The organism is Chryseobacterium sp. ZHDP1 (assembly GCF_018603435.1).
GTDB classification, from domain to species: Bacteria; Bacteroidota; Bacteroidia; order Flavobacteriales; family Weeksellaceae; genus Chryseobacterium; species Chryseobacterium indicum.
In genome coordinates this window covers 2996524-3023434 of record NZ_CP075682.1, presented here as the reverse complement: position 1 = coordinate 3023434, position 26911 = coordinate 2996524, and the positions used below count along the sequence as shown (strand labels likewise).

28 protein-coding genes are annotated in these 26911 nt (G+C 35.0%); 21 read left to right on the top strand and 7 right to left on the bottom strand.

Features of this window, described 5'->3' with window-relative positions; genetic code table 11:
- Positions 1-34 precede the first annotated feature (34 nt).
- Positions 35-625, bottom strand: coding sequence for a thymidine kinase (locus tag KKI44_RS13705; RefSeq protein WP_214587788.1), 591 nt, complete (start codon positions 623-625; stop codon positions 35-37).
- Between the two features lie 60 nt (positions 626-685).
- On the opposite strand from KKI44_RS13705, the gene KKI44_RS13700 reads away from it, so the two are divergent.
- The 5 genes from KKI44_RS13700 (at position 686) to KKI44_RS13680 (ending at position 6590) form a co-directional block, all read left to right on the top strand.
- A complete protein-coding gene (locus KKI44_RS13700) occupies positions 686-2179 on the top strand; it encodes a hypothetical protein (RefSeq protein ID WP_214587787.1) in 1494 nt (497 codons plus the stop codon).
- A gap of 8 nt (positions 2180-2187) precedes the next feature.
- A complete protein-coding gene (gene rsmI / locus KKI44_RS13695) occupies positions 2188-2862 on the top strand; it encodes a 16S rRNA (cytidine(1402)-2'-O)-methyltransferase (protein WP_214587786.1) in 675 nt (224 codons plus the stop codon).
- Positions 2863-4338, top strand: coding sequence for a WG repeat-containing protein (locus KKI44_RS13690; protein WP_214587785.1), 1476 nt, complete (start codon positions 2863-2865; stop codon positions 4336-4338). It begins immediately after the preceding gene.
- A gap of 183 nt (positions 4339-4521) precedes the next feature.
- A complete protein-coding gene (gene fabG, locus KKI44_RS13685; protein WP_214587784.1) occupies positions 4522-5265 on the top strand; it encodes a 3-oxoacyl-[acyl-carrier-protein] reductase in 744 nt (247 codons plus the stop codon).
- Between the two features lie 5 nt (positions 5266-5270).
- Positions 5271-6590, top strand: coding sequence for a DUF6056 family protein (locus KKI44_RS13680; protein ID WP_214587783.1), 1320 nt, complete (start codon positions 5271-5273; stop codon positions 6588-6590).
- A 3-nt stretch (positions 6591-6593) separates the two neighbouring features.
- Here KKI44_RS13680 and KKI44_RS13675 read toward each other — a convergent pair whose 3' ends face one another.
- Both KKI44_RS13675 and KKI44_RS13670 read right to left on the bottom strand, forming a co-directional pair.
- Positions 6594-7328, bottom strand: coding sequence for a DUF1835 domain-containing protein (locus tag KKI44_RS13675; protein ID WP_214587782.1), 735 nt, complete (start codon positions 7326-7328; stop codon positions 6594-6596).
- A gap of 3 nt (positions 7329-7331) precedes the next feature.
- On the bottom strand, positions 7332-8372 hold the full coding sequence (locus tag KKI44_RS13670; protein ID WP_214587781.1) for a GMP reductase: 1041 nt from the start codon (positions 8370-8372) through the stop codon (positions 7332-7334).
- A gap of 401 nt (positions 8373-8773) precedes the next feature.
- Here KKI44_RS13670 and KKI44_RS13665 point away from each other — a divergent pair, with 401 nt between their 5' ends.
- Genes KKI44_RS13665 through KKI44_RS13645 form a run of 5 tightly spaced genes read left to right on the top strand, consistent with a single transcriptional unit; the run spans position 8774 to position 11903 of the window.
- Positions 8774-9520 carry a prolipoprotein diacylglyceryl transferase gene (locus tag KKI44_RS13665; RefSeq protein WP_214587780.1) on the top strand — a complete coding sequence of 249 codons (747 nt, stop codon included), beginning with the start codon at positions 8774-8776 and terminating at the stop codon, positions 9518-9520.
- A 10-nt stretch (positions 9521-9530) separates the two neighbouring features.
- Entirely contained in the window at positions 9531-9764 is a 234-nt protein-coding gene (locus tag KKI44_RS13660; RefSeq protein WP_214587779.1) for a hypothetical protein, read from the top strand.
- Between the two features lie 12 nt (positions 9765-9776).
- Positions 9777-9983, top strand: coding sequence for a hypothetical protein (locus KKI44_RS13655; protein ID WP_214587778.1), 207 nt, complete (start codon positions 9777-9779; stop codon positions 9981-9983).
- Between the two features lie 13 nt (positions 9984-9996).
- Positions 9997-11400, top strand: coding sequence for a radical SAM protein (locus tag KKI44_RS13650; protein WP_214587777.1), 1404 nt, complete (start codon positions 9997-9999; stop codon positions 11398-11400).
- 41 nt (positions 11401-11441) lie between these two features.
- Positions 11442-11903 (top strand): hypothetical protein, encoded by a 462-nt coding sequence (locus KKI44_RS13645; protein ID WP_214587776.1) that lies wholly within the window; start codon positions 11442-11444, stop codon positions 11901-11903.
- A 27-nt stretch (positions 11904-11930) separates the two neighbouring features.
- Here KKI44_RS13645 and surE read toward each other — a convergent pair whose 3' ends face one another.
- Entirely contained in the window at positions 11931-12701 is a 771-nt protein-coding gene (surE, locus tag KKI44_RS13640) for a 5'/3'-nucleotidase SurE (protein ID WP_214587775.1), read from the bottom strand.
- Between the two features lie 282 nt (positions 12702-12983).
- Here surE and KKI44_RS13635 point away from each other — a divergent pair, with 282 nt between their 5' ends.
- Positions 12984-15113 carry a carboxy terminal-processing peptidase gene (locus tag KKI44_RS13635; RefSeq protein WP_214587774.1) on the top strand — a complete coding sequence of 710 codons (2130 nt, stop codon included), beginning with the start codon at positions 12984-12986 and terminating at the stop codon, positions 15111-15113.
- Between the two features lie 70 nt (positions 15114-15183).
- Here the strand turns inward: KKI44_RS13635 and KKI44_RS13630 are convergent, their stop codons facing one another.
- A complete protein-coding gene (locus KKI44_RS13630) occupies positions 15184-15687 on the bottom strand; it encodes a superoxide dismutase family protein (protein WP_214587773.1) in 504 nt (167 codons plus the stop codon).
- A 145-nt stretch (positions 15688-15832) separates the two neighbouring features.
- Here KKI44_RS13630 and KKI44_RS13625 point away from each other — a divergent pair, with 145 nt between their 5' ends.
- The 3 genes from KKI44_RS13625 (at position 15833) to KKI44_RS13615 (ending at position 20186) form a co-directional block, all read left to right on the top strand.
- A complete protein-coding gene (locus KKI44_RS13625; protein ID WP_214587772.1) occupies positions 15833-16735 on the top strand; it encodes a GyrI-like domain-containing protein in 903 nt (300 codons plus the stop codon).
- Positions 16736-17224: 489 nt separating this feature from the next.
- Positions 17225-19465 (top strand): TonB-dependent receptor, encoded by a 2241-nt coding sequence (locus KKI44_RS13620; RefSeq protein ID WP_214587771.1) that lies wholly within the window; start codon positions 17225-17227, stop codon positions 19463-19465.
- 70 nt (positions 19466-19535) lie between these two features.
- Complete coding sequence (locus KKI44_RS13615) at positions 19536-20186, top strand: hypothetical protein (RefSeq protein ID WP_214587770.1); 651 nt, start codon at positions 19536-19538, stop codon at positions 20184-20186.
- Positions 20187-20242: 56 nt separating this feature from the next.
- Here KKI44_RS13615 and KKI44_RS13610 read toward each other — a convergent pair whose 3' ends face one another.
- The gene (locus KKI44_RS13610) at positions 20243-20668 is read right to left on the bottom strand and encodes a hypothetical protein (RefSeq protein ID WP_214587769.1); all 426 of its coding nucleotides are present in this window, start codon (positions 20666-20668) and stop codon (positions 20243-20245) included.
- A 216-nt stretch (positions 20669-20884) separates the two neighbouring features.
- Between KKI44_RS13610 and KKI44_RS13605 the strand changes: the two genes are divergently transcribed.
- The 6 genes from KKI44_RS13605 to KKI44_RS13580 all read left to right on the top strand — a co-directional run bounded on the left by KKI44_RS13605 (position 20885) and on the right by KKI44_RS13580 (position 25063).
- The gene (locus KKI44_RS13605; protein WP_214587768.1) at positions 20885-22207 is read left to right on the top strand and encodes a 2TM domain-containing protein; all 1323 of its coding nucleotides are present in this window, start codon (positions 20885-20887) and stop codon (positions 22205-22207) included.
- 5 nt (positions 22208-22212) lie between these two features.
- Complete coding sequence (locus tag KKI44_RS13600; protein ID WP_214587767.1) at positions 22213-22521, top strand: 2TM domain-containing protein; 309 nt, start codon at positions 22213-22215, stop codon at positions 22519-22521.
- A gap of 30 nt (positions 22522-22551) precedes the next feature.
- On the top strand, positions 22552-23118 hold the full coding sequence (locus KKI44_RS13595) for a methyltransferase family protein (RefSeq protein WP_214587766.1): 567 nt from the start codon (positions 22552-22554) through the stop codon (positions 23116-23118).
- 539 nt (positions 23119-23657) lie between these two features.
- Entirely contained in the window at positions 23658-23951 is a 294-nt protein-coding gene (locus tag KKI44_RS13590; RefSeq protein ID WP_076391027.1) for a 2TM domain-containing protein, read from the top strand.
- A gap of 35 nt (positions 23952-23986) precedes the next feature.
- On the top strand, positions 23987-24262 hold the full coding sequence (locus KKI44_RS13585) for a 2TM domain-containing protein (protein ID WP_087706730.1): 276 nt from the start codon (positions 23987-23989) through the stop codon (positions 24260-24262).
- Positions 24263-24319: 57 nt separating this feature from the next.
- Positions 24320-25063 carry a LytR/AlgR family response regulator transcription factor gene (locus KKI44_RS13580; protein WP_214587765.1) on the top strand — a complete coding sequence of 248 codons (744 nt, stop codon included), beginning with the start codon at positions 24320-24322 and terminating at the stop codon, positions 25061-25063.
- Between the two features lie 62 nt (positions 25064-25125).
- Here the strand turns inward: KKI44_RS13580 and KKI44_RS13575 are convergent, their stop codons facing one another.
- On the bottom strand, positions 25126-26022 hold the full coding sequence (locus KKI44_RS13575; RefSeq protein WP_214587764.1) for a hypothetical protein: 897 nt from the start codon (positions 26020-26022) through the stop codon (positions 25126-25128).
- Between the two features lie 111 nt (positions 26023-26133).
- On the opposite strand from KKI44_RS13575, the gene KKI44_RS13570 reads away from it, so the two are divergent.
- Entirely contained in the window at positions 26134-26895 is a 762-nt protein-coding gene (locus KKI44_RS13570) for a glycine-rich domain-containing protein (protein WP_214587763.1), read from the top strand.
- Positions 26896-26911: the final 16 nt, after the last annotated feature.

Here is a 26911-nt window from a genome sequence, read left to right as displayed (position 1 = left end):
TAAATTTTAAACAAAATTAATAATAAATTTGATATTAAATCTCTTTTTTATTCAAAACTTCATCCACAAAAACTCTTCTGCTTACCGCATCGTAAGATTCTGTTTCTCCGAGTTCTACAAGATCTTTTCCTTCGGAAGTTCTCATAGAATAGTTGGCTAGATTTCCCGTTCTTCTGCAGATTGCGTGTACTTTTGTAACATATTCTGCAGTTGCCATCAGATTCGGCATCGGTCCGAAAGGTCTCCCGAGAAAATCCATATCCAGACCTGCAATAACCACTCTTATTCCGCCGTTTGCCAGTTGATTGGCTATATCCACAATGCTTTCATCAAAAAACTGTGCTTCATCAATTCCTACTACATGACAATTGGAAGCCAGCAAAAGAATTTCGCTGGGATTTTCTACCGCCGTGCTTCGGATTTTATTCTGATTGTGCGAAACCACATCTTCATCCGAATAGCGCGTATCCAGTTTTGGTTTAAAAATCTCCACATTCTGCCCTGCCATTTCAGCCCTTCTAAGCCTTCTGATCAACTCTTCGGTTTTTCCGGAAAACATTGAGCCACAAATAACTTCCATCCAACCACTTTGTTTGGAATGATTAATTGTATTTTCTAAAAACATTTGTTAAATTAGCCGTATATTTTTAAGATCAAAAGTAAGCAATTTTAACAAGATTCTTCTATGCAGAACATCCAAGATTTAAAGGAAAAGATTTTTTTTGAATCCAAGAATATCATTGGTATTCTGGATAAAATAAGCAACGTAGACGAACTTTCGTCAAAGCAGGATCTTGTGGAAGAGCTTGCCAACAGGATTTCGTTTCTCCGGCTGCTGGAAAAAAATATCGAGTATTTCGGAAGTGAAAATTCTTCGCTGATTTCAGAAAATAAAGAAAAATTTTCTTCACCTGCTCCTTTGCAGGAATCCCATGATTTCAGCAGTGAAGTAACAGAGGAGGAAGCTATTTTCAATAATGAGCTTAATGAAATTGACGGAAGCGAATCCGGAAATTATTCAAGTGAAGTGACTGAAGAAGAGGCAATTTTTAACAATCAATTAAATGAGATTGTAGAAGGTGAACTTCACGAAACTTTAATTAATTTTGCAGAAGAAAATTCGCAGGATGAAATTCAGAATGATCTGAAAGAGAATGAAGATGTTTTCAATGCTCAGTTAAACGAACTTGATGAATATGAAACTTCTGAAAACAGCGGAGCGGATCTGAATTTTGTGGATGAAGAAAGAATTCTGGCAAATTCTGAACCCGAAAATGATGAAGAAATCTCGGAAGAAATTTTTAATGACAGCAAAACGGAAGAAGAAGTTATCTTTAATCATCAGTTAAATGAAATTGATGAATTTGAAAACGAAATTTCGGACAATCGTGGAGATATTCTGAATGATTTTGATGAAGAAGAAAAAATTCAAAACAATTATCAGTATAAAAATGAAGAAGAATCTGAAAAAATCCCGAGTATTTTCGATGGGGAAGTTTTAGATGAAAATGAAGAAATTTTAGTGGAAGAAAATGATAATCAGTATTCTTCTCACACAATGATGGAACAGGGCGAATTGGCGACCGATACTTCAAATGCTGAAAACATCGTTAACGAAATTAAAAATGAAGCTTCTGTAGAAGAAAAACAGGAATCTTCAGTTTTAGCGGAAATTAATGACAGAAGAAAAATTGTTGAGATCAACAAACCTGTTTCTGAAGAGAAAGAACATTTAAAATCTGATGAAAGCTTTGAAAATCTCGAAGCCTATCATCATGATAAAAAGATAAAACTGGCCAATATCAAAGGTCTGAAAGCGGTACAGTCGCTTTTTGATGATGATCATCTTGAAAGAGATATGCCGGAAAAAGCAATTCCTGTTGAGAAAAAAGAAGAGACAGGAAGTATTTTAAAGACCAATATTCCAACCGATTTTATGGAAGCGGAAAAGAAAAAGCCTGAGTTTAAGCTTGATTTGAATGACAGGATTGCTTTCACAAAAACACTGTTCGGAGGAAGCCAGACAGAACTGAATGAAGTGGTGAATAACCTGAACAGTTTCAGAACACTGGAAGAAGCTAAAGAATATCTGAGCGATCTTTATTATGCCAAAAAATGGAATAAAGTGGACGAGTACGCGCAGAGACTTTGGATATTGGTGGAAAATAAATTTTTATAAACTAAATTTTGAGCGGAATCCTATATTTTGTTCCTACACCGATCGGGAACCTCGAAGATATGACCTACAGAGCGGTAAATGTACTGAAAGAGGTTGATTATATTTTATGTGAAGACACGAGAACTTCCGGAATTCTTTTAAAGCATTTCGAGATTTCCAAGCCTCTAAAATCTTATCATTTACACAACGAACATCAGACAACGGAAAAAGTAATTACAGACCTTAAAAGCGGTCAGAATATTGCCATTATTACCGATGCAGGAACTCCCGGAATCTCAGATCCGGGTTATTTGCTGGCAAAAGCAGGTTCCGATCATCATATTGAAATGATCTGTTTACCGGGAGCAACCGCTTTTGTTCCGGCTTTGGTGGTTTCGGGATTACCGAATAACGAATTTCTTTTTGTAGGATTTCTTCCTCAGAAAAAAGGCAGACAAACGAAGCTTAAACAGCTTGCAGAAGAGAAAAAAACAATCGTTTTATACGAAAGTCCGCATAAAATTAATACCACACTGGAGCAGATTAAAGAATTTTTCGGCGAAGAAACCAAGGTTAGCTTAAGCCGTGAGATTTCCAAAAAGTTCGAAGAAACCAAACGAGGAACAATTCTTGAACTCATTGAGTTTTCCAAAAGCAAAACGTTAAAAGGTGAGATTGTTCTCATCGTAAATAATTCAATTTAATTGAAAAATTTAATTTTCGTACTGCTTTCGTCGGTCTGTTTCGGGCAGACGGATCAGTATAAACAGATACTTTTAACAAAAAAAACAGGCAAAGAAGTCCGTTTCTATTCCAAAGGATACGGAATGATTTCTGATGCCAAAACCGGAAAATCTGGAATTGTAGATTCTCTGGGCAATATCACTTTTGAGTATCCTGCAAAAAGTGAAATTTCACATTTATGGAAAAACAGGTTTATTCTGAGGGTAAAAGCGGGAAATTCCAATGGAAAAACGGCGATTATTGATGCGAACGGAAAGGAAGTTATTCCGATGGATCTTTTCAAATTCAGAACCTGGGAAAATAAAGACAGGCTGATTTATTCAAAGAAAGGAAAGGAATGTGTTTACGATTTTAACGGAAAAGAAATTATTCCGTTCTCAGAAAAAATAGTTTTTGGAAGTGAGAACAGATTCTTTGTTAAAAATAACGGAGTCTGGCTGATTTATGATTTTGACGGAAAACAAATTTCAGACCGTCCTTTTACCGATGATCTTCGTTTCTACAAAAGCAGAACTTATCTTTCGAAAGGTGAAAAATCCGGAGAGGTTATTGATAATAATGGTAAAACCTTAAGTACGATTTCGGATCATAACGTGGACAATATCAATGCGTTTCCTTATTTGGTAACTTTGGATGTTTCTAAAAATAAATATGGTATTATTGATGAAAAAGAAAGCACCATTGCCGATGAAATATACGATCAGGCTTTTGTGGGCAGAGAATATATTTACCTTACCAAAGAAGATAAAGTAAGCATTTTTTCTAAGAGAGAAGGGAAGGTGTATGATCTTGATTATCATTATGTAAACCCTCTTTTTAATGGGTTGTTTAAAACCTCTCAGGATCAGAAAAATCCTAAAACTGCCGTTGTGCGTCTAAACGGAGAAGTTGTTTTTCCGAAGGAATATGACAGGGTAGAAGGATTGAGCATTGCAGGAGAAAAATATCTCTATCTGAGAAAAGACGATGAAGAGAAAATTCTGGATAAAAATTTAAAAAATATCCTGAATGACGATTACCAGATCGAAAAAATATTCCCCAATACATTGATTGTCAATAAAAACGAAACCTATTATACATTTTCACCAAAAACAGGAAATTATAAAGAATTAAAAGGATTTAAGGAAGTAAAACCTTTTGAACTTTATCCCACATTAGTCGGGAAAAACATAGACAATTTCTACGGGATGATGGATGAAAGCGGAAATGAAATTGTTCCTTTCGTCTATGATGACATCACCACTTTTTTAGGTGTTAATGAATTTGTGGTGAAAAAAGATAATAAATTCGGTGTTACCAACGACAAAAATGAACCTTTAACGGAAATTGTCTATGATAAGTTTTTTCCGGATAAAAAAGGCATCAGACTTACCAAAGGAAAAGAAACAGAATTCATTTATTTTACAGAACAAAAAGACAGAAGTTTTATCGATTAACTTATTTAAAGTGGCTTTATGACAAAAAACAGTCATAAATTTTCGCTAAAAAAGTGATTTAAAATGCATTGAATAACATTTTGTAATATCTTTGCGCACTGTTTTATTTCTGTAAAATTAAATGCTGTATATTAGCCAACTTTCAAAAGGCTAATACGTTATAAAGAAAAATAATTGTCATATATGAAACTATTAGAAGGAAAAGTAGCGCTAATTACGGGAGCTACACGAGGAATCGGAAAAGGAATTGCCGAAATGTACGCCGAACAGGGTGCAAAAGTAGCATTTACTTACGCCGGATCTGTAGAAAAAGCGAAGGAATTGGAAGCAGCTTTAAGTTCTGTAACTCAAATTAAAGGATATCAGTCTGATGCATCAGATTTTGATGCCGCTCAAACTTTAGTGGACGAAGTAATGGCTGAGTTTGGAAAAATTGATATTTTGGTAAATAACGCAGGAATTACGAAAGACAATCTGCTTTTGAGAATGTCGAAAGATGACTGGGATAAAGTAATTAAAGTAAATTTAGATTCTGTATTTAACCTTACCAAAGCGGTAATTAAGCCCATGATGAAGGCAAAAGCAGGATCAATCATCAACATGACTTCTGTAGTAGGGATCAGCGGAAATGCAGGACAGGCAAACTATGCAGCTTCCAAAGCAGGAGTTATCGGTTTCACTAAATCTGTAGCATTAGAATTAGGTTCCAGAAACATCCGTTGCAACGCAATTGCTCCGGGATTCATACAAACTGAAATGACGGATGCTTTAGATGACAAAGCAAAAGAAAAATGGAACGAAGCTATCCCGATGAAAAAACTGGGACAGACCAGAGATATTGCAAATGCATGCGTATTTTTAGGAAGTGAAATGTCTTCTTACGTTACAGGACAGACGTTAAACGTTGATGGAGGTCTTTTGACATAAAATATATGAAAACGGTACAGAATATTACCTTATTCTTGTCGGTTTTACTACTAATCGGTCTGGTTTACTTTTCTTTTTTTAATGTATATCAGACCGATGATTATATCTATTCCTATGGAACAAAAAAATTAGGATTTCTGGGGAATGTCTGCGATTTTTATATGCATTGGGGAGGAAGATATTTTGGCTATACCATTAATATGCTGAATCCTGTTTCTAAAGATCCGTTCAATATACTCCCGAAAATTTATCCCATATTTTTACTCAATTCATTTCTTGCAGTCGTCATTTTAAATTTCAGACTATATTTTAATTATATCTTTACAGAAGCACTAAAAAAGAGCCTGTTATTTTTCTTTATTTATACGGTTGGATTAATCAGTTTACCGGAACATTATTTTTGGATTACAGGATCTAATGTCTACTTTTTACCAGTTATTTTATCGGGTCTTTTACTCTTTTTTTACGGAAAGTTTCAGCAGTCACAAAAAAAACTGTTCTTCTTTTTAAGTGCTGTTGTCATTTTTATTCTGATGGGTGCAAATGAAATCATTGCGCTGCTTTTGTTAGGAGCATTGAGTTTTATATGCTTTGAAAAACCATCAAAAGAAAATAAAATTCTTTTAGCCATCGGAATTATCGGATTTCTTATCAGCTTTTTAGCTCCCGGAAACTTCAACAGAATGGTAAAATCTGATGATGCTTTTTATTGGATGTGGACGAAAAGAACCGCTTTTTTCACTTTTAATTTTGGCTATATTTTTATAAAAACAGTATTTCTTATTCCTTTATTTACTGCTTTGTTTTTTGAAGAACTTACTGCCTTAAAAAGTAAAGTGAAATTTACCAAAGCTTTCGTAATTTGTATGATTTCATTGCTTCCTTTAATGCTTTTAGGCTATCTGATCAATATTGTGGGAAGACAAAACGATAATATTGTCATCTTCTTTTTAGCTACCCTTTCTTTTCTTTTACTATACAAAAAGGAGAATTTAAAAAGACTTTGGTGGATCAGTTTGTTTGTCATCTTTCTGCCGGAAACAGATTTTTTCAGTCAGAGTTATTCAGGGTTTAATATAGATTACAACATGAATAATTTCGTTAAAGAAATTTTTGTAACCGATTTAAAAGAATATGATAAGGAAATAAGAGACAGAATTACAGTCATTCAGAATTCTAAAGAAGATTCTTTAAAAATTGATAAAATAAAAGAAGTTCCCAAAATCCTGTACTTTGATGAATTATCTTCCGCAAAAGAAGAGAAAAAGTACGTTAATGATCAGTTGGAAAAATTTTTCAGCAAGAAAAGCATTGTTGTAAAATAAGCGCTATTTTTCCTGAAAAACTTTATCATAAATAAGCTTTACCTGCAAATCTCCGAATCCGAAAATTCCCAGCTTCTCACGGAACTTTTCAAACACCTCACTAAAATCTGTTATACCGTTCAGGATTAAATTTTGAATAAAAACTTCAGGATTAATGTTTTGATAAGTTGCGATCAATTCAGGTAAAAAATGAAAGCAATCAGATTGAATTTCAGAAAGTTGCTTTAATTTATTTTGATGATTACTTTGATAAGCTTCCCATAAATTCAGCCCCAATTCAAGATCCTTTTGTTTAAATAAAACTCTTGAGGTTAATGTTTCTTCCAAATCAAAACGGTCAGAATCCGAAAACCCTTTCCATTGGCTTTCTTTCGATGATTTTGGAAAAATCCTGTAGATGTTGATATTTTTATCCTTCGGAATCAGCGTTAAGCAAAACCACATATTAACCTGACAAAAAAGATCATCTTCAAACCAAAGATGTACCTCAGAATCTTCCGGAATCTGCATTATTTTATTGAATTCTGAAACCACTTTACGGTAATAATTTTCTTTTGTATCACCATAATTTTCAGCAATAAATTCTGATCTTACTTTCCAGAAAACATCCAGATTTTCAGCCTGTAAAGAACCTGTAACTAAAGCTTCTCTACAAATAATCATCTCGCCGGAAATTGTTGTTTCCTTCAATTGTTCAGCGAGACAATCACCGTTTGTAATGTTAAATATTTTGTTCAATTGTTACTCTTTAAATATCTGATTTTCCTGCTCCTGTACTCTGATGAACGTAGTTCTTTTCGACAGCTCTTTCAGTTTTGAAGCCCCCACATAAGTACAGGTAGAACGAACGCCGCCTAAAATATCTTTTACCGTTTCCAGAACCGGACCTTTGTAAGCTACTTTTACGGTTTTTCCCTCCGAAGCACGGTATTCTGCAACACCTCCCGAATGTTTATCCATGGCTGTTTTTGAGCTCATTCCGTAAAAAAGTCTGTATTTTTTACCGTTTTCTTCCACCATTTCGCCACCGCTTTCATCGTGTCCTGCAAACATTCCGCCCAGCATCACAAAATCTGCACCGCCGCCAAAAGCTTTCGCCACATCTCCCGGAACTTTACAGCCGCCATCCGCGATAATATGACCTCCTAAACCATGTGCTGCATCAGAACATTCTATAATTGCCGAAAGTTGAGGATATCCCACTCCGGTTTTCACTCTCGTTGTACAAACCGAACCGGGACCAATCCCGACTTTAATGATATCTGCGCCGACTAAAATAAGCTCTTCCACCATTTCTCCGGTTACAACATTTCCCGCAATGATAATTTTATCCGGGAAATTTGCCCTTGCCTTCTTCACAAATTCCACAAAATGCTCAGAATAACCATTGGCTACATCAATGCAGAGAAACTCGATTTTAGGATGCAGATCGAGGATGGTTTTTATCTTTTCTTCGTCTGCTTTTCCGGTTCCCGTGCTTAATGCGATATACTGATAAATGTTTTCCGGCTGAGAATTTAAAAAATCTGACCATTCTTCCACGGAATAATGCTTATGAACCGCTGTGATGATTTTTTCTTTTGCCAGTTCCACCGCCATTTCAAATGTTCCCACTGTATCCATATTGGCAGCAATCACAGGAACGCCTTTCCATTTTTTTCGGGTGTGTTTAAAGGTAAATTCTCTTTCCAGATCAACTTCAGAACGGGATTTCAGGGTAGAACGTTTCGGACGGAACATTACATCCTTAAAACCCAGTTTAATATCATATTCTATTCTCATAATTCGGATAATTATTTTAATTAAATTTATGAAAAAGATTGATTCTAATCTTTATTTAAAAGGATTTTATAAATTATTTAATACAATTTGAACCTTTATTTAAAAGCTAACTAAATCATAAATACGATCAGAAAAATCGACATATGAAGCTGAAGCGTTAAGAAAATTACAATTTATTTCGTTAAAAAATTCCCACTGTTTGAAGCGCGGGGCAAATTTTTAATCAAAAGACCCCAATTGAATTCGCGCAAGTTTTGGGAATTTTAGGAATGAATTTTAATTTTTAGCATTCAGATTCAAAGTCTTGAACTTTTCGTTCTTTTGTTTCAAGACAAAAGAACCACATATAAAATTTAAAGAAATTCGAATAAGTTTTAATTAAAAACAATACTTTTGAAACCATGGAATTTCCTGTGACCTTTCACCTATTTGGTAAAACTATTCTCGCTCATCCGCTGTTTGAAGCGGCAGGAATTTTTATCGGAATGCGGTTTTATTTTTATCTAAAACAAAAATCGAAAGAGAAAATGTCTTTCAATACTTCGGCAGCTGTATTAATTGGCGCAACTGCGGGAGCATTAATCGGATCAAAATTAATTGGAAATCTCGAAAACCCCATCAGACTTTTAGAGCATTTTGATCTGAAAACCATCTGGACAAATAATACAATTGTTGGAGGATTGGCTTTTGGCTTAATTGGCGTTGAATGGGCAAAAAAAATTGTCGGGCATAAAGAAAGTACCGGAGATTTGATTGTCTATCCACTGATCTTAGCAATGATTATTGGCAGAATCGGCTGCTTTCTTACCGGAATTCATGAAGAAACATACGGAATTCCTACTGATTTTATTTTCGGAATGCATCTGGGAGACCAATTTCTCAGACATCCTGTGGCATTATATGAAATAGCGTTTCTCATTCTTTTATGGATCGTTTTAAAAGTTATCCAGAATACAAAAAAATATCCTTCAGGTTTCGTTTTTCAGTTGTTTATGGTCAGTTATTTTAGCTTCCGGCTGTTGCTGGACTTCATCAAGCCGAGAGTAGAAATTTTAGGAAATTTAGGAACCATACAGCTTGTTTGTATAGCTGTAATTTTCTATTATTTCTTAAAATTGAGAAAAACAAAATTTGTAACTTCACTTTAAATATCAAATCATGAAATTACTCACATTTCTTGAAGTCGGAGATCTTGGTGGTCTTGTTGTAATAATTATCGGGATTATTGTCTTTGTATTATTGATGATATCGCTTGTTGTTGCTGTAATTACAAAAGTTATTTACGAATGGAATAATGAAAGAAAATTTTCAACCGGTCAGTTTTGGATGACTGTTCTGATTTCCATGCTTGTTGGCGGATTGATCAGTGGTTTTGTTTGTGGTGGAATGTAAAAACAGTTAAGAATGGATTTGTTGATTTCAATAATAACAGCACTTTTTATATTCGGAGGAATTATTTTTGGGATTTCATACCTAGTGGGAAAAATTACCGAAGCTATTTTTCATTGGAAGAATGAAAATTTTTCAAAGAAACAATTTTGGCAGACTGTCACTATTTCCATGCTTATCTGTTTGATAATTAGTGGAATTATTTGCGGAGGAGTTTTATAAATTAAAAATTATTATGCCAGTAAGAAATTATACGTATTACGATTATACCATAAGTCTTTGTCCCGAATGTCTGAAAAGAGTGGGAGCAAAGATCATTATTGAAGATGAAGCAGTTTTTATGACGAAAAGATGTCCGGATCACGGATTTTTCAAAACTAAAATTGCTTCAGATGTTCAGTATTATAAAAACATCAGAAATTACAATAAAGCTTCTGAAATGCCCCATCATTTTGGAACCGATGTAGAATTTGGCTGTCCTTACGATTGTGGTTTATGCGTTGATCATGAGCAACATAGCTGCCTTTCCATTGTGGAAGTAACAGATCGGTGCAATCTTACCTGTCCCACCTGTTACGCAATGTCTTCACCGCATTACGGAAGCCACAGAAGTCTGGAGGAGATTGAAGTGATGTTTGATGTGATCGTTAAAAATGAAGGCGAGCCGGATGTCGTTCAGATCAGTGGAGGAGAGCCGACAATTCATCCGGAATTTTTCAAAATCATGGATATTGCGAAGTCGAAACCCATTAAACATTTAATGCTGAATACGAACGGGGTAAGAATTGCCAATGATCCCGGTTTTGCCGAAAAACTGGCAACGTACGCTCCGGAATTTGAAATTTACCTTCAGTTTGATTCCTTTAAACCGGAAGTTCTGGAAGATTTCAGAGGAAAAGATTTAACAGACGTACGAATGAAAGCTTTAGAGAAATTGAATGCTTTAAATCTTTCGACTACCCTCGTCATTGTTCTTCAGAAAGATAAAAATATTGACGAAATCGGAAAAATCATTGATTTTGCACTGAAACAGAAATGCGTCCGCGGAATTACTTTTCAGCCAGTAGAAATTGCAGGAAGAAACCGCGAAGATTCTGCTCATGAAAAAATTACTTTAACCGAAGTAAGACAGGAAATTCTCAATCAGTTTCCGCTGCTGAATTCGGACGATATCATTCCGGTTCCATGCAATCCGGATGCTTTGGCAATGGGATATATTCTGAAACTGGAAGGCGAAACGATTCCTTTAACACGATACATTAATCCTGCTGATTTACTGAACAATGAAACCCGGAATACCATTGTTTACGAACAGGATACCGGATTGCAGATGCAGCTTCTGGATATTTTCAGCACCGGAATTTCTGTAGATAAAGTAAAACCTAAAGTTAATCAGTTATTGTGCTGTCTTCCTGACGTTTCCGCACCCAATCTGGATTATGATAACCTGTTCAGAATCATCATCATGAACTTTATGGATGCGCATGATTTTGATGTCCGTGCTGTGAAAAAATCCTGTGTTCACATCGTAAATAAAGACCTGAAAATGATTCCTTTCGAAACTATGAATTTATTTTACCGCGATGATAAAAGCAAATATCTGGAGGAATTGAGGAAAGAGGATAGAGTTTTATTTTAAGACATTAAAGAATGAGATCAAGGATTAATATCGAATCATTCATGATCGTATATTTTTTAACGTTTTTATCTACAATAGTCTTTACTTTCATTATTATAGATGATTTTAGAAGTTTTAAGATATTATATATTCTGAGAGATATTTTTTTTGTTTCAGCATTGATTTTATTTTGGAATTTTTTCTTTAAAATTCATACAAAAATTATAATAACTGATGGTATGATTATCTGTAAAAAATTTTTTAAAACTGAAACAATTAAGATAGATGATCTAGATTTTTGTTTTGAAAAAAGGGAAAGAGCCAAATATCAGTCGTACAATGTTTTATATCTTGTTAAAGATAATAGAGTGGTAGAAAGAATTTCAAGTTTTGATTATTCCAATTATATTGATCTTAAAAAAGAACTTAATCTAACAGAATATCAATACATAAGATTTTCCGTCTTTGATATGATTAGAATTTTATTCGGTGTAAGAGTTTCTATTGCAAAAAATAAGGCGTAAAAAAAATTTACGCCTCAATATTTATGTTTAATCAAACTTCATCACTTCATTCAGCGTATTCATATACTCGTAAGCTGTAAGATCGAATTTCACCGGAACAATAGAAATATATCCGTTTGCCAAAGCGGTTTCATCAGCATCTTCAGATTCGTCCATATTGTTGAAATATCCGGTCAGCCAGTAATATTTTTTTCCGTGAGGATTTACCCTTTCATCAAAGCTTTCTTCCCATTTTGCGTGTGCCTGTTTGCAGACTTTCACCCCTTTTATTTCCTCTTTCGGAAGTTTCGGAATATTTACATTTAATACAATTCCTTTCGGCATAGGGTTTTCCAGAGTTCTTTTCACAATATTCTGAATGTATTCTTTTGCCTGCGTAAAATCGGCTTCCCAACTGAAATCCAGCAAAGAAAATCCGATAGCAGGAAGACTTTCCACACCCGCTTCTACCGCAGCAGACATCGTTCCCGAATAAATCACATTAATGGATGAGTTCGCTCCGTGGTTGATTCCTGAAACCACAATGTCCGGTCTTCGCGGAAGAATTTTATCAAGAGCCATTTTTACACAGTCAACAGGAGTTCCGCTGCAAGAAAAATCCTTTTGCGGACCGTCGAGATGTACTTCTTCGTAACTTAAAGTAGAGTTTATGGTAATCGCATGACCTTTACCGCTTTGCGGAGAATTGGGTGCTACAACAACTACTTCTCCGATTTCGTTCATAAAACTGATAAGATTTCTGATTCCCGGTGCTGTAATTCCGTCGTCATTCGTAACCAGAATAAGTGGTCTTTCCATATAAATTTTTTAATTGTAACAAATATACTATAAAAGACTTTCTGCGGAAAAAACTTTGGGTTTAAATATTTTGGAGTGTGAAATAATGGTTTTTGAATTTTTGAGCTTTTAAACCCTACTTTCAACAGTAAAAATTAAGATAAATCCTGATCTTAATAAAATTCCTTAAAAGTAACAGATATTTAGAAATAAGGTATTAAATTTGATAGTTTGTAACGGAGAATAAAAAATAACTACTTATTACAATACTTTTTTAAAATTAATAAAATACATTACAGATTTATGTGGAAAAATTTTAAGCTAAATAAATTTTTACTCCTAATTCCATTAACAAGTCTAATGTTTTGTTTCAACTCGCCAAAGAATGATGACGAAAAGATGCAGACGATAATGGTGAGCGTGAAAAATACACTTTCTTATTTGCATTACAGCCCAAAACCCATCAACGATGCCTATTCTAAAGATGTTTATAAGCATTATTTTGAGATGGTAGATCCGGGAAAAAGATATTTCATTCAATCGGATATGGATGAATTCGGGAAGCATGAAACGAAACTGGATGATTACATCAACCAGGGAGATCTTACTTTCTACAAACTTACCATCGACAGATTATACCAGAGAGTAAACGAGATCGATAAAATCACGCAGGATATTTTCAGCAAGCCGATTAATCTGGAAGAAGATGAAACGCTTATTTTAGAACCGAAAATGAAAAAAGTTCCTGCAAACAAGCAGGAGCAGTATAACGAGTGGAAAAAATTCATCAAATATAATATCCTTCAGGAAATAGAATCGATGAACAGCAAAGAAGAAGCTCAGAAAGAGAAAAAAGATTCTGTACAGAAATACAACCTGAAAGATACCATAAAATATCAGCCTCTTGCGCCGGATCAGAAGCTCAAAAAAGCAACCGATGAGGTGAAAGATCTTGTGAAAGAAACCTTTACGAGATTCAAAAAGAGAAAGAAAATGGACTGGTTTACCGTGTATATGAATGCCTATACGGAGGTTTTCGATCCGCACACCAACTATTATTCTCCAAAGGATAAAGAAGATTTTGATACCAATTTCACAGGAAAAGTAATCGGAATCGGAGCGATCATTCAGGAAAAGAAAGGAAATCTTTATTTGGGCGCTTTAACGATAGGCGCTCCGGCATGGAAATCCAAACAGCTTTCTGAAGGGGATAAAATCTTGAAAGTAAAATCTAAACCGAAAGAAGATGCAGTAAATGTCGTAGGAATGCTTTCTGATGAAGCCGTAAGACTCATCAGAGGAGAAAAAGGAACTCCGGTTACTTTAACGGTTCAGAAAAAAGACGGAACGATAAAAGATGTAACCATGATCCGTGAAGAAGTTGCCATTGAAGATACTTTCGCGAGAAGTATTATCGTAAACTCTCCGAACGGTAAAAAATACGGTTTCATTAATTTACCAAGCTTCAACGCAGATTTTGAAAATCCTAACGGAAGAAATGCTTCAGATGATATTAAAAATGAGATCATTAAGCTTAAAGCTCAGGGAATTGAAGGGATTGTTCTGGATCTTAGAAACAATGGAGGAGGTTCTTTAACGGAAGTTGGAGACATCATGGGACTTTTCATGCAGGCGGGACCGTATGTACAGGTAAAAGACGGAAACGGAAAAATTCAGACCTTAAAAAATAAAAATGAAACTCCGATCTGGACAGGACCATTGGTAATCATGCAGAACGAACTTTCTGCTTCAGCTTCTGAGATCTTAGCAGGAGTAATGCAGGATTACGGAAGAGCAATGATTATCGGTTCTCCGCAGTCTTTCGGAAAAGGAACCGTACAGACTTTTGTGGATCTGAACAGATTCTTAAATACAGAAGACGATTTCGGATCCTTAAAACTTACCATCCAGAAATTCTACAGAATTACAGGAGAATCTACCCAGAGAAAAGGAATTGTTTCAGACATTCAGATGAAAGATTTCTTTACCTATGCGGAGATTGGAGAAAGATATGACGATTATGCTTTGGCTTGGGATAAAATTCCTTCCACAAGTTTCCAGAAGCTTAATTATTTCAACATTCAGGCATTGGAAAAAGCAAGCAACGACAGAATGGCTAAAAATGCAAAATATCAGTTGTTGTTAGAATCTGCTCAGTGGAGAGAAAAACTGGATAAAGAGGAAACCATTACTTTAAATATCAATAAATTCAATGACGTAATGAAGCAGAGAAAAGCGCAGATCGAAAAATTCAAATCATTAACGAAATTTGAAAACGGTCTTCAGTTTACGATGTATCAGAACGAAATTGAAAGAGAGAAAAAAGACGAAGCTTTTAAGAAAAAATCTGAAATCTGGATCAAAAATCTTAAGAAAGATCTTTACCTTCAGGAAGCAATGAATATTATTGCAGATATGAGTGTAAAATCTTAATATTCAGACAAAATATAAAAAATACCGCTAACAAAAAGTAGCGGTATTTTTTATTGATAGAAGCGAAAAATTATTTAATCTCCAAACAACCCACTCTTCCTCCTGCATTACCGGTTGGCTGCGTATGAAAATCGTCTGCCGCGGCGTGAATAATCATTCCCTTTCCGATAATATTTTTAGACTCATCAGAACATCCGAGACACCATTTGTTGGTTTTAAAAGTCAGCGTTGCCACACCATCCTGATTGGCAACAAGATTTCCGATATCTCCCATGTGGAAATGCTCTGCACCCCATTTTCCGTGATCGTTTTTAGATGGATTCCAGTGTCCTCCCGTTGAAGTTCCGTCTGCTGCGGAGCAGTCTCCTTTTTCATGGATGTGTACTGCATGAATTCCAGGAGTAAGATTCGTAACATCCAGTTTCATAATAACTTCGTCTCCTTTTTGGGTGAATTTTGCCGTTCCGCCTGTTTGAGTGTTGCTCTTAGACAGAACCTGATACGTCTTTGTTGTTCCGCATGAAACCGCAAAAAACGCACATCCTGCCAATAATGCTAATGTTGTACCTTTCATTTTTAAATGATTTAAAGTGATTGTCGGATAAAGTTAGACAACATTTTTCAAAGCACATTACAATTCCTTTCTTTTTTCATCAATAGCAATAAAAGACAAATCATTTTCATCCGATGTCGATACCTTTGCAGGAAATGCTTTTAAATTGGAAGAATACAGAAAAAGAATGGTGAAAGCTATTCAGTACATTGATAACAATCTCAATACCGAGCTTTCCTTAGAAAAAGTTGCGGAAGTTGCAGCGTATTCTCCCTTTCATTTTCACAGGATTTTCCGACTGATAACCTATGAAACCCTTCAAAGCTATATCATCCGCAAAAGAATTGAAAAAAGCGCCTTTTATTTAGCCGTAAAAAAGAATATAAGCGTAAAAGATATTTATCTTGAACTGGGATTCTCCAGTCATTCTGCTTTCAATAAATCCTTTAAAAAGCATTACGGCAAATCTCCCTCAGAATTCAGAAAATCGGCTCCTGAAAAGTTTCATAAAATTCAATTAAAACAAAGCAAGAACGGACAAACGGATGCAGTTTTCCAACAATACATTTGCAATATGGAAAACCTGTTAAAATGGACCGCAATGAATTTAAAAATTAAAGTTACCGAACTTCCGGAAATGAATCTGGCAGCAGTAATGAGCCTTGGAATTGCTAATGTTGAATCCTCTTACAATACCTTAATAGATTGGGCAACAGAGAAAAAACTATTTCCCCGAGAGAATCTAAAAATGATTTCCGTTTATCACGACAGCTTTAAAGTGACCCCTCCCGATAAAGTAAGAATCCACGCCTGTATGCTCCTGCAGGAAAAGCAGCAGCAGCAGGAAGACCAGATTTTCCCTGAAACCCTTGAAGCCGGAAAATTCATAGTCGGAAGTGGAGAAGTCACCTTAAATGACTTTGAACAATGCTGGGTTTCCCTTTTTCTATGGATGAATGAAAACCATTATTCTGTAAGAAAAGCCTTTCCTTTTGAAATCTACCACACCAACTATAAAGAACATCCCGAAGGAAAAATGCTCGTCGATTTCTGCATTCCCATCAATTAAATTCAACGCAGTTTAATAATGTAAATAACCTCAGTTTGGGATAAGGAATAAGTTTAAATAATTGATTTATAGTATTATATTAATTTATCGCAAAGAAAAACAAAAGATTTTTTTACTTATTGAAAGTTGGTAAGCTAAATAAAGGCACTTCGTTTATTTAAAAAAGGCAAAAATGGTATTACTTTGATAAGTTTTACGCCTTTGTATATCTAAAAATCTGAATTCCTGATAATTGAATCTCTTTGTCTAACCTTGCGTTTAAGAAGACTTATCCCAAACTCAGTTTAAATAGTAGTAACATTCCCCTCCTTTGGAGGGGTGGCGAAAATTCAAAGAATTTTTGACGGGGTGGTCAATATATTTTCCTAAAATAAATCTTATCATCATAAAATCAAAAACAACCATTCAGATTCCAAAAACGACCACTCAGCAACAAAAATTTAAAAACAACCAAAATTCGTCATACTTTTGAATCGAAATAAAACAGCTATGAAAACAAAATTATTATTTCTTATCACTTTTTTATCATTTGCACTAAATTTCGCCCAAACCAGAATTTCGGGAAAAGTTACGTACAAAAATAGAGGAGTAGGAGAAGTAAATGTTACCCTGAAAAATACTTACGACGGAGCCACAACCGATTCCAACGGAAATTTCTCTTTTGAAACTTCAGAAAAAGGCAGCCGTGTTTTAGTTTTTACCCATCCGAAATACATTGATGTTGAAAAACCGATTGTGATTGAAAATCAGGAAGTTTCTGTAAATGCGGAACTGAAAGAGCAAATTAATGAAATTGATGCAGTAGTGGTTTCGGCAGGTTCTATCGAAGCAAGTGACAAAAAAAGATCAACAACATTACTTACGCCGATTGATATTTACACAACAGCCGGAGCGGACGGACAGATTACATCGGCATTAACGTATCTTCCCGGAGTTCAGAAAGTAGGCGAAACAGAAGGTCTTTTCATCCGTGGAGGAACAGGAACAGAATCCAAAATTTTCATGGATGGAATTTTAATCAATAATTACTTTTCCAATTCGGTTCCGGGAATTGCAGGAAGAGACCGTTTCAATACCTCTCTTTTCAAAGGCAATGTGTTCTCAAGCGGCGGATATTCTGCATTGTACGGTCAAGCTCTTTCGGGTGCGCTTATGCTGGAAAGTGTAGATCTTCCGGATCAGAGTTCTTACGATTTCGGTGTTTCTCCGATCTTTTTAAACGCCGGATTTCAGAGATTGGGAGATAATAAAAACTATTCTTACGGAGCTAGTCTTGGCTATTCCAACTTAAAGCTAATGCAGGAAATCTTCAATTTCAACACCAATTTTTCCGAAGCTCCACAAAGTGTAAACAGCGATCTGAATTTCAGATTTAAAACAAAATCAGGCGGATTTTTCAAATATTACGGAAAATACGATTCCAACAGAATGGCAGTAGAAACGCCGAGTCTGGAACCGGAAAATTATGACCAGTCTCTCGTAAAACTGAAAGGAAAAAACACCTATCATAATCTTTCTTTCAAGCAGAAATTCGGAAAATATTTACTGAATGCAGGAGCATCTTATTCCTATAATCAGTCAGACCTTGATTTTTCAACCCAAAAAGATGAAATCCAAACCGGAAGCACGAAACTTCTGAATGACGGAAATTATATCAATTTCAAGACCGTTTTAGAAAGAAAAATAAATAAAATCAGTGCGTTACGAGGAGGTTTTGAACTGAACAGTACCGGTGAAAAATTAAACTTTAACGATTTTGTAACGAAAAACTACAAAGACCTGATCTCTTCAGCTTTTGCCGAAACAGATTTAGGATTCAGCAACCAGTTGTCAGCAAAAATAGGAGTGAGAGCAGAGCATTCTTCCTATCTTGGAAAAAGCAATATTGCGCCTAGACTGGCTTTAGCTTATCGTCTTGCCAAAGACTGGACAACCTCATTCGCTTATGGAATTTTTTATCAGAATCCTGAAAGCAGATATATCAACGGTCCTGCAAACTTAGACTTCCAGAAGTCGCAGCATTATATCTTTCAGGTGCAGAGAACAACGGAAGGAAGAAGTCTGAGATTTGAAGCTTTTTACAAAAAATATGATGATCTTCTGAAGGTAAAAAACCTACAGTATATTGACGGACAGAACCAGTTTGTGCAGACAGCGGATAACAACAGCGGTTTTGGCTATGCAAAAGGACTGGAATTATTCTGGAGAGATAAAAAAACATTCGACAATATCGATTACTGGATCAGTTATTCATTCTTGGATTCAAAAAGAGATTTTATGAATTATCCGATGAGTTTAAAACCGAATTTCGCTTCCGAACACACCCTTTCCGCAGTAGCCAAAAGATTTGTTACGGAATGGAAAACAGGCTTCAATATTTCATACACCTACGCAAAAGGTCGCCCATATTACGACATCGCAACACAGGATGTGAATGGTGAACAGAAATATTTCGTAAGACATGAAGGAAGATTAAAAGATTATAATGCTTTAAATTTCAGCTTGAATTATCTTCCGAATTTAGGAAAGAAAGGTTCAAAAACATTTACGGTTCTGGTACTGAGTGTAACCAATATTTTAGGATCTAAAAATGTGTACGGCTACAATTTCTCAATGGACGGATCAAGAAGTTCTGCAGTAGTTCCTCCGGTAAATACCTTTGTTTTTGTAGGAGCCTTCATCAGCTTCGGAGTCGACAAAACGCAGGATGCCATTAATAATAATCTGTAAAAGTTATTTCAATTCAATTAAAAATATATCTTTATTCAAAACAAAAATTAATTTAAAAAAATTAGAAAACATGAAAAAATATCTGTTAACCTTTGCTTTAAGTCTGATCAGTTTAACCGCTTTTGCTCAGACAGATTATGAAAAAGTAATGTCTGATAAAATTGCCAAAATTGAAAACTGTAAATCTCTTGACGAATTCCAGACTCTTGCCAATGATTTCGACAGAATCGGAAAAAAAGAAACCAAAGAGTGGCTTCCTGCTTATTACGCTGCATTTGCGTACATCCAGAAAGGAAGAATGCTCATGAGAGACGGTAAAATGTCTGAGCTTTCTGCACAGGCAAATATCGCAGAAAAATATCTTGATCAGGCAGAAAGTATTGCCGGAAAAGACAATGCTGAAATTCACCTGTTGAGAAAAATGTCGTATTCCCTTAAAATGATGGAAAATCCTACGGAAAGATATATGACAGACGGAATGAAAGCCATGGAAGAATTGAGAAAAGCAGAAAGTCTGGATCCCGGAAACCCTAGAATTGCTTTAATAAAAGCCGAAGATACTTACTTCACTCCGGAACAGTTTGGCGGAAGCAAAACAAAAGGGAGGGAACAGTTTAAAGATGCTTTAGCAAAATTTACGACATACAGTCCAAAATCTAAAATCGCTCCGAACTGGGGAAAAGCAGAAGCCGAATATTTTATAAACGGAGCCGCGAAATAATGTAAAGTTAAGCTAAATATACGAAGGTTCAAATAAAGGACTAATTTAATAGTCCTTTATTTGAATAAGTTATATAAGAAAAATGCAGTGACAATGGCTGTTGTAAGAATTGTAAACATTGAATAATTAGTTGTTTTATTTATTGCTTTGCCAAGTTTATCAACATTACTGAAATCATCTAAAATATTTGCTTCCATTCTACTTTTCTCCATCATTTTATATTCAATAAATATTATAATACCTAAATTAATAATTGGAACTAAAATTAGTTCCATTGGAACATCATCTTTAATTTTAGCTATTGCAAAAAAACCTGCAATCATAATGTTATTGAAATTAAACAATTTATCATGTATTCTATCGAAATATTTTAGAACATCTCGAGTACCATCGTATGATGTCTTTTCTAAAGAAGCCATTGATTTATCTATATCCTTAAATATTTCATCAAGGTTTTGTCTCCGTTTTTCAAAATCTTCCATAAGTATTTTTTTTTGGTTTAAAGTTTAAAAACATCTTCATATTCAAATCAAATTCCACTAATTTAAGCACATATTTGACAATAATATCAAAATGAAAATAAAACCTTCTTCGCGGAAGGTTTTTTTCTGCCCTTCAGTCACAAAAAATAACGGTTCGGCTAAAAATAATTTTTAATACTTTAATTAAAGCCTAATTTTGAACCAAGAAAGCTCACAATGAAATACAAAAGCATTATTATATTACTCTGGATATCGCTGGCAACAACATTTTTCTTCTTTTTCGTTTTTAATGACGAAAAAACACTGGAAAATTTTGCCATTACCCTTTTGGTGTCCACAATGTACTCATTCGTTCTGGGAATTGGAAACGGCATCATCAACGATTTTCTCAACAGGAAATTTCCATGGTCCGAAACCACAAGGACGAGAGCGATTATAAGCATAGTCTCTATTCTTATTGCCAATACGGTTTTGGTGTATTTCTGCAATTATATGAATTTTGTGGTGATCCAGAAGGCAACAACTACAGAAGAATTCTTTTCTGGCAAATACAACGTTTCCAACTGGTTCATGATTAATATTGCCCTGCTCATTTCAGCTTTTCTTCATGCAAAAGGTTTTGTGGAGGAACTGAGAAAAACTTCAAAGAAAGAAGTTGTCGAGCAGAAGTTAATTGCCAAATCTGCCAATGCACAGTTTGAAAGTCTTAAAAACCAGTTAGATCCACATTTTTTATTCAATTCTCTGAATGTTTTAAGCTCATTAATTGATGAAAACCCGAAACAGGCGCAGAAGTTTACTGCCTCAATGTCAAAGATTTACAGATACGTTTTGGAGCAGAAAGACAAAGAACTGGTTACCGTAGAAGATGAGCTGGAATTTGCCAAAACCTATTGCGAATTGCTGAAAACACGATTCGAGGACAGCGTAGATTTTGATTTTGATGTAAAAAAAGAAGATTACCGAAGATTTGTCGTTCCGCTGTCTTTACAGCTTCTTCTGGAGAACTGCATCAAGCATAATTTTGCCACTTCTTCAAAACCTCTCATCATTAAAATTTTCTCTGAAAATGATACGTTGTGCATTGAAAATAATTTACAGGTAAGAGAGCAGATCAAAGAAAGTTCAGGGATCGGTCTTGCAAATATTGTACAGCGCTATTCTTTACTCACCAAAAGAAATGTTTTTATAGAAAAATCTGAAGATTACTTTAAAGTAAAACTTCCGGTACTTTCTTCTAAACCGGATGTTGTAAGTGAAATAGCCGAAACTAAAAATGAATCTTACGAACGTGCGCACAAACGGGTGAAAGAAATAAAAAGCTTCTACGGAAATCTCATTTCTTACTGCATTATCATTCCTTTTTTAATTATTTTAAATCTCATCACCAGTCCGGATCGTCTGTGGTTTTACTGGCCGATGTTAGGTTGGGGAATCGGGCTTGTTGCTCACGGAATGAGTGTTTTCGCTATTGGTAAAAGCTGGGAAGAAAGAAAGATCAGGGAAATTTTAGAAAAACAAAACAGAACATTAAAATAAGCATCATGGAACCGATAAGCAAAGATGATTTCAGATATAAAGAAGCGGAAAGACAGGTAAAAAGAATCAAAAGATTTTACTTTTCCGTCTTCATTTATATTGCGGTTAATATTTTCATTTTATATCTGAATTACACAGAATTAAAACCCAATGAATCTATTTTTCAGTTAAAATTTTTTGCGCTTCCATTTTTCTGGGGAATCGGAGTTGCCATTTCGGCAATGAGAACGTTTATTCCGAGTTTTATGCTTGGAAATAAATGGGAAGAAAGAAAAATTAAAGAACTGATGGAAAAGGAAAAAAACGGCAGATAAATTGTTCATCACTTCCAAATACCGTTTGATATGAAAACTTTACAGATTCTTTTTGCCATTTCTATGGCCGCATGGTTTTTAAGCGAATTTCTCTACAAAAACATCCTGAAATCCGGTGAAAAAGACAATAAAAAGGATAAATCTACTCTAAACCTGTTATGGATTGCCATTCCGCTTTCAATTGTAAGTGCCGTTGCGGTTTCTTACGTTATACGGTTTCCCATTTCTGATGAGGTCTGGATCTATTATTCAGGAGCCGTTCTGATATGGATCGGAATTATTTTAAGGTTCATCATCATTCGTTCTTTGGGAAAATATTTTACTGTTGACGTTACAATTAAAGAAGATCATAAAATTAAGAAAGAAGGGTTTTACAAATATCTCAGACATCCGTCTTACGCTTTTTCATTGCTTACTTCGTTGGGTTTGGGGTTGTATTTAAACAACTGGCTCTCATTGGCTTTGGCTTTTTTAATTCCCTTTATTGCATTCAGCTACAGAATGAATGTCGAAGAAAAGGCTTTAATCGAGCAGTTCGGAGAAGAATATCTTGATTACCGGAGAAAAACGAAAAAGCTGATTCCTTTTGTTTATTAAGTTACTTATTTACTGATTTTTAATCAACAAAATCAGGAAAGTTGTTTAAAGTAAAATGGTAGAAAACTCTATAGAGTTTTATCTGTGTAAACAGCATATTCGCAAGGCGTTCTGCGTTCCGTAGGAACGCTATCTTTAGAAAATTTATCGTATTTAAGATACCAATCCTATGGATTGATTGACGGATTTATTCTTATTTCTACACAGATTCTGCTCCTAAAGGAGCAAACACTTAACTCCATAATTAAAAATCCTTGCACTGTCATTTCGACGAAGGAGAAATCTAGTCAGTTTAACAATCATTTGATATAGAAATTGATTACAAATTCTAGCTAAAAAACACACTATACTTTCGCGGTATTCCTAACCAAACAACTAAAAACATAAAATCAAAAAATCCCGATTCTCCGTTGAGTCGGGATTTTTACAATTCAGGATGCATATTCTACGGTTCGGTCATTTAAAATTGATTTGTGGCTGTTTTCCGACCTACATTTGTCTCAACAAAAACAAACAATTAATCTTTAAAAATAAAAAATATGGAAACTTACACCAACAAAGAAGAATTAGCATACGAAAAAGCATCAAGAAGAGTAAAAGAACTGAAAGGATTTTACGGGAACCTTACTTCGTATTGCCTTGTGATTTCATTTTTAGCTGTGTTGAATCTTTTAACATCGCCACAATATCTTTGGTTTTTCTGGCCAATGTTAGGATGGGGATTAGGTCTTGCAGCGCACGCAGCCGGGACTTTCGGGATCGGAAGAGACTGGGAAGAAAGAAAGATCAAACAACTGATGGACGAAGAAAGAAAAAATACGAAATCTTTATAATCAGCATTCAATTTTAACTTTAAAAATAGATTATTATGAACTACAATCAGGCACAGGAAAGAGTAAACGATCTTAAAAAATTCTATAAAAGCCTTTTATGGTTTGGGATCGTGGCAGTAATTATTTTCGGAGACGATATTTTAGAAAAAGGAATATTTAATTTTTCATTGTGGAACGGATCAATCATTCTTACCATCTGGGGAATTATTTTAACCGTAAAAGCCGTAAAACTGTTCCTTCTGGACTCTGAATGGGAAAGAGAAGTGATGGAAAAAGAAATGAAAAAATCAAAAGAGCCGCTGAAGTTTTAATATTGGCAATTTTTGATTACTTTTATTTCGAAATTATAAAACTAAAACAGGAACTCAATGATCAAGACTGTTATTATCGAAGACGAAAAACCCGCTTCAAGGAAACTGGAGAGAATGCTTAACGAATTTCCTGAAATAGAGATCGTTGCGAAAATAGAATCCGTAGAAGAAGGAGTACAGTGGTTTTCGGAAAATGAACATCCGCAGCTCATCTTTTCAGACATTGTTCTGGGAGACGGTCTGTCTTTCGATATCTTCGAAAAAGTTCCGACAAAAGGATTTATCATTTACACGACAGCTTTTGATCAATATACCTTAAAAGCATTCAAACTGAACAGCATCGATTATCTTCTGAAGCCGATTTTAGATGAAGATCTTGCCGGAGCAATTGAGAAATTCAAATCATTTATTCCTTCAGATAATTCCGTCAATTCACAGGAAATTAAAGAGTTAATTAAAAAAGAAAAAAGTACGCTTTCCAGAATTCTGGTGAAGATAGGCTATAATCTGAAAATTGTACAGACACATGAAGTAAGTTGCTTTTTCAGCGAAAATAAAATTGTTTATTTGCAGACTCAGGAAAGAACGTATCCTTCGGATTTCACACTGGACGAACTGGAAGAGGTGTTGGATGAAAAGAAATTTTTCCGCGTAAACCGACAGTTTATTATTAGTTCAGATTTTATTAAAAACATCCACACTTCACCCAATTACAAGGTTGAACTTGAATTTCAGCCACAGGAAGAAATTACTGTCAGCCGCGACCGCGTAAAAGATTTTAAAGACTGGTTGGTAAGTTAAAACCCAAAACAAAAAACTTTAAACCCAAAAACTCAGATCTATCAACCATCAACTATGATCAACTACCTGTAATCAATACGGTTAGATTCCGTGTCTTCAAGCTGTTTGATAATTGATTTCGGGATTTCATCGCTGTCGATCGGGAAACTGATGGAGTCTGAAATAAAAGTTTTGCGGTCTGCTTTCTGAAAGATTTCAAACAGGGCAATCGGTTCCTGATTAAAACTGATACATGTACTTATAAAATGCAACTCATGGAGCTTATACTCTGGATTTTTCAGCTTTTCCTTGATGTCTTTTATTCTTGAGATAAAATGACGCTGCCGGATGAACGTATTGCTGTTCATGATGATAAAAACATAATCGGAATAGGCTGTTATTTTTCCAAAATATTTATGACGGTCACCGCCGCTTCTTTCGACGAAATATTCTCCGGACGTTTCAGATTTGTAGATTTCTGTCGCAGAACGCCAAATCCGGTCTTCTTTTGCCTGTAAAGGATTTTCCGGAAGATTTCTGTTGTAGGAATACCAACAGCCGACAAGACGATCCAGCAAAGCGGTGTTTGGCTTTACATTATTCATATCAATCCTCAGATCGTTAAAATTGAATGATTCTGTATTGGAATTGATAAAATCGATATAACTGGAATATCCCAAAACTTTTACGATTGTGCTTAATTTAGCAAGATTAGGCTTACTTAATACTGCATTTTCATTTTGATAATATTTCTTTAATTTGTTGATAATCAAATGCTCATAAAGGTAATTTGAACCTAAAAGATCCGGGCTTTTTTTACTGTTTTTCTCTGAATTTTCCTGGATAATCAGATCATTAAGTTCTGCAACGATGTAAGACCATTCGGTTTTGGAGACATGTTCCCAATGATGTTTTTTCAGAAAATGCAGAGCCAGAAAATTCATCAGTTTTTCTATGTGTAATAGATCTTCTTTTTTCATTTTTAATTTATAAGACTAATATAAGATAATTTTAAAACCAAATGAGACTATTGCAAGACTTTTATATCTCAACATCCAACGATATTTGAGTAGAAATTAAAAGTTAAAACAATGGAAACAAAAATTGTATTACAAAATGATCCTCTCTGGAACAGGCTTCAGGAATTCTCATTGGATGAATCTGCTGCCGATTTTCCTTTCTCAAAGAAACTGGCAAAAGAAGAAAACTGGACAGAAATATTTACCCGAAAAGCAATTGATGAATACAAAAAATTCGTTTATCTCTGCTGCAAACTTCCAAATGGTGCTTCGCCGAGCGAAATTATAGACAAAGTATGGCATATGCATCTCATTTACACGCAAAACTACTGGGAAGAATTCTGTCCGGAAGTTTTGCAGCAGAAACTGCATCATCAACCATCACAAGGCGGAGAAAGCGAAAATGAAAAACATAAAAGCTGGTTTGCGGAAACTTTAGAAAATTATGAGAAAATATTTGAGCAGGAACCGCCGAAAGATATCTGGAATCCGGTTCAAATTCCTTCGAAAAAAAGAAAAATATCTCCTTTTCTTAAAATTTGTCTTCTTTTAAGCAGCGCTTTTGTAATTTATTCCTGCACGGAAAAAAGCAGTGAAGGTTTTAGTATCTTCTTGAGCTTAATTTTCTTCTTTATCATTATTGTGGTGATTATAAAAGCATTCAGCAAAAGTAACGGACCGAATAAAGATAATAAAGATAACGGAAGCGACGGCGGCTTTTTTTACACCTGCGGAAGCGACAGTTCTCACGGTGACGGAGGTTCCGGTTGCGGCAGTTCCTGCGGCAGCAGTTGTGGAAGCGGATGCGGTGGATGCGGAGGTGGAGGAGATTAACCGAAATACAAAACAC